The following is a 3,723-nucleotide window of genomic DNA, read 5'->3' as shown; positions in this document are numbered from 1 at the left end:
TTATTTAATTTTTCAAATTTTTTATAGGTGAAATATTTATTAGAAAATTAAAATATGGAATGAATTTATATCTGAAAACACCAAAATTGTTTATATTTAGAAAAGATTTTTGAAGATAAAAGCTATTGACGTGACATATAACCTTATCTTTCGAATTAAATCTTTGTATATTCTGCCAAATACTTGAGATTATGTCATCAAGAATTTTAATAAATGTGTATCACTATTTTTTAATATTAGTCCCTCTAATTTCACATTAGTACCTTTAGCTTCTAATGCATACTTGTAGTTTCTGCTATCATAGCCCTTAATACCCACGTTACCCGGGACAAAATATTCACTTAAAAAAAGCCTGATTTTTCTACTCCAACAAATCTATTATCAACCAATCACTCCTTTCTTCCTGTAAATTTAAGAAGTGATACAAAACTCCTAAGTTTAATTCAAAACCAGGGAGACCTTTATTGACTGTCTTATTCAAATGATATAAGCAGATATATGTATATAAATAATATTGGTACAGCTTTTAATAAATACCGCCCACTTTTACATTTTATTACATGATCAGCTTTCAGTCAACAGTAGTATTTCAAGTAAACATTCTTTATATATCACTTTGTAAACTGGCTGTCAAGACAATAATTTAAAACATTTTCTTATCCTCAAGCATGAAGACAATAGTCCTAATATCAATATAATATACAATAAGAAATTTACCATATATGCAGAGTTATCATATGTAAAAATATTAAATATACAAGCTATACCCGGTACAATAAAAATCATAACTGCTGCAATTCTTCCCAGTCTGTCAAAAATGAATGGATGCATTGATAATTTATCATATCTCTTTATAAAATTTGATGTACATAAAAACTCTATAAATTTGAGGCACATAAATATCAAGAACCATAAAGGCAATATTCTCAAAATTATTAAAATTACATAAGATGAAATTATGAAAAACAGATCTGCAAAGATGTCAAGTTTTGCACCTGCTGTTGAAGTGCAGTTGAATTTTCTTGCAATGTATCCATCAATAAAATCTGATACACATATACAAAAAAATAAGGCTATAAGGCTGAAAATTTTCTGCTGTCCATGCTTAAACTGCTCCAAAATATTTGATACAAATAAAATGGACATAATTATCCTTAGCACTGTAATTCCGTTGGGTATAAACCTGACTATTTTCTTCACTTTAAGTTAATCCTTTCATTTTTAGGTTTTTCTAAGGTTCTTGAAAAAGATTTTTCTCATATTCCTCAAAATATAGGCAAAATTTTTTTACAATAATTCTATACTGTAATTTTTTTTGATACGTTCCCCCAAAAATCCACGGCTTCTATTTGATATTTAGATTCCGCTGAAATATTTTTACATACAAATTTTCCCCATGTCTGATCTTTATTCCCGCCATATTTTCTCTGCACAACAGGAGAATATATATTCTTTCCATTGCAGTATACTCTATACCCCGCTATATTTCCAGATGCTTCCCACTGAAGTGAAATTTTATTCTCCATTTTGTGAATTTTAACCCATTTAGGCGGATCCGGTCTTTTGTTATAGACTTCATGCTGATACAAATACCTTTTATAGGCCCTGTGAAAACCACTGTTTATATTGACCGGGCTGTAATAGTGGCTGTAGGAAAAAGTTATGATATCATCTATAAATGGATTTTCAAGCCTCATTTGCTTTATAAACCTCTTCATAAATGCACTTGACCAGTTGGTATGATCAAAGGTCTCTACATTGGCCCAAAATAAAATTCCCTTTTTTGATTTTACAGCTCCCTCAAGAGCCTGAAACCAATCTTTCACCTGGCTTATATCAAGTCCTCCGCCTCCCACTGAATCCTGTGGACAGAATACATCCCCTTCTTTTAAATCAACTATTTTGAAAAAATACTTCCAATTATCTGCATAGAGCTGCGGAGTAGAATATTTTGAGTTCATGAAAGGCGATATCATAAATGGCAGTCTCAAATCATTTTTATCCATATATTCCAAATTTATATTTACAGCATTGGCCAATACTTTAAAATCTCTTAAATTTTTAAAATTAAGATTATCCACTTCATAGACCCAATACCATCCGTAAAAAGCATTTTTATATTTGCCATGGTATTTTTCATACAATTCCTGCACTATCAGATTTCCTTTTTTCATCTGTTCATACAGCCATCTTGGTTTTCTAGGCCCTATCCTCCACCACAAGACATTGTAATCAATTCCCAGGAATACCTTAAAGCCAAATTTTTCACAATTTCTCAGGCAGGTGTCAACTACATCCACCCTTCCAGCCCTATTTTCATTTTCTATTGAAGTCTCATATACTCTCTTGATACTTTGGTTTTGAACCACAAAAGTGTTCATCACAATATATTTCATTTTAACTTCTTTCAAATAGGAGAGTTCTTTCTGCCATTCCAAGTCATTCCATTTTATCACCATATCCGGTTGAATAAATGTACCCGATGCCTGTGGAAAATTATTTTGCATTTTTTCATTGTAATAATTGAACATTTTACGAAAGGGACTATCTATCATCAATGCAATCACCATACCCTGCAATATATTTCATTTCTCTATAAAATTAGTATGTGCAGTGTACTCATATTATTCTTCAAAGCAGTAAAAAACTGTAATTATCTTTGAGAAAATTGAGTATTATATGGGCAATCAGGGAATGTCCCTCTAAATTAGGATGAATACCATCTATGCACAAAAATTTATTGTAGTCATTTTGTTTGAGAATTTCCGATCTCACATCAATCAAGGTAGTTTTTGTCCTATGGGCCACCTTTGTAATCATTTCACTGTATGTCCTGTGCCAATTGTAAATTTTCACTTCCGAACCCAACCACTTTAAAACATTTTTTTCGGCTGTTTTATCTCCCTTTGTAATCCAGTTAAAGTATCTTTTATAATCCAGAGGAGGCAGTGTCATAAGCATCGGTATTATACCGGATTCTTTAAAGGTGCATATCATATTGGACAGCATATCATTAAAAGTTGAGATATCCGTCTTTGGCCTGTGCTTGGAATCGGGGTCTTTTGCTATATCCCCCCAGTCAAAATCACAGTCATTTCCCCCAAACTCTATTAATACAATATCTGGAGTTTTTATTATGACATCAGTATACATCTTGCTTATTCCTCTCTTGATCGTACTTCCAAACCTCCCGGCATTGCATACAGTTCCCTTAAAACTTCTTCCAACTATACTGGCAAAACAGTCCTTTAACCTTGAATATCTTGCCCTCCTGCTGTCATATATAACGCCCTTTGTTATAGAATCACCAAAAGCAACTAAATTATAACTTTCTTTTGTTTTCATAGTATCCCCCCTCAAAACATAGGAACTTAAAAATCACTTAATCCAGCAGTAAAAAACATTTAAAATATCTTCCAGGTTTTCAATTCCACCATAACCCTTAAATAAACCATTCTTTTTAATACACTTAAACCAATTATCATCACCCTTTCGTATATATACGGTTTTGAAACTCTCAGTTTCATAAACTGTATCAAATAGGTCAATGCATACACACCACCCACAATTGTTTACAGTTTCTATCTGTATGCCCGTGCAAATGCTGCTCTTGGATATATTTTTATACCATTTTTGAAGAACTTCTATAATTGGCATAGTATCTCCTTTTTTGTTTAAATCTATTTTTACATTAATATAATACTATATATGTAACTATATTTC

At 31.7% G+C, this 3,723-nt stretch carries 4 protein-coding genes; all 4 read right to left on the bottom strand.

Translation table 11 applies throughout. From position 1 onward, the window contains the following. Positions 1–630: 630 nt before the first annotated feature. The 4 genes from J5G60_RS17255 to J5G60_RS17240 all read right to left on the bottom strand — a co-directional run bounded on the left by J5G60_RS17255 (position 631) and on the right by J5G60_RS17240 (position 3,657). Complete coding sequence (locus J5G60_RS17255) at positions 631–1,200, bottom strand: CDP-alcohol phosphatidyltransferase family protein (RefSeq protein WP_150355452.1); 570 nt, start codon at positions 1,198–1,200, stop codon at positions 631–633. 98 nt (positions 1,201–1,298) lie between these two features. Continuing rightward, complete coding sequence (locus tag J5G60_RS17250; protein WP_150355451.1) at positions 1,299–2,555, bottom strand: DUF4434 domain-containing protein; 1,257 nt, start codon at positions 2,553–2,555, stop codon at positions 1,299–1,301. A gap of 76 nt (positions 2,556–2,631) precedes the next feature. After that, complete coding sequence (locus J5G60_RS17245) at positions 2,632–3,345, bottom strand: SGNH/GDSL hydrolase family protein (protein WP_150355450.1); 714 nt, start codon at positions 3,343–3,345, stop codon at positions 2,632–2,634. A 33-nt stretch (positions 3,346–3,378) separates the two neighbouring features. Continuing rightward, entirely contained in the window at positions 3,379–3,657 is a 279-nt protein-coding gene (locus J5G60_RS17240; RefSeq protein WP_150355449.1) for an Imm53 family immunity protein, read from the bottom strand. Positions 3,658–3,723 lie beyond the last annotated feature (66 nt).

Source organism: Clostridium sp. HV4-5-A1G (genome assembly GCF_900184915.1).
Lineage (GTDB): Bacteria > Bacillota > Clostridia > Clostridiales > Clostridiaceae > Clostridium_B > Clostridium_B aromativorans.
This window is presented reverse-complemented; position numbering and strand designations above follow the sequence as displayed.

Excerpts from the sequence above, each read along its gene's own strand:
- J5G60_RS17250 (WP_150355451.1), bottom strand. The coding sequence starts at position 2,555 with ATGATAGATAGTCCCTTTCGTAAAATGTTCAATTATTACAATGAAAAA.
- J5G60_RS17245 (WP_150355450.1), bottom strand. The coding sequence starts at position 3,345 with ATGAAAACAAAAGAAAGTTATAATTTAGTTGCTTTTGGTGATTCTATA.
- J5G60_RS17240 (WP_150355449.1), bottom strand. The coding sequence starts at position 3,657 with ATGCCAATTATAGAAGTTCTTCAAAAATGGTATAAAAATATATCCAAG.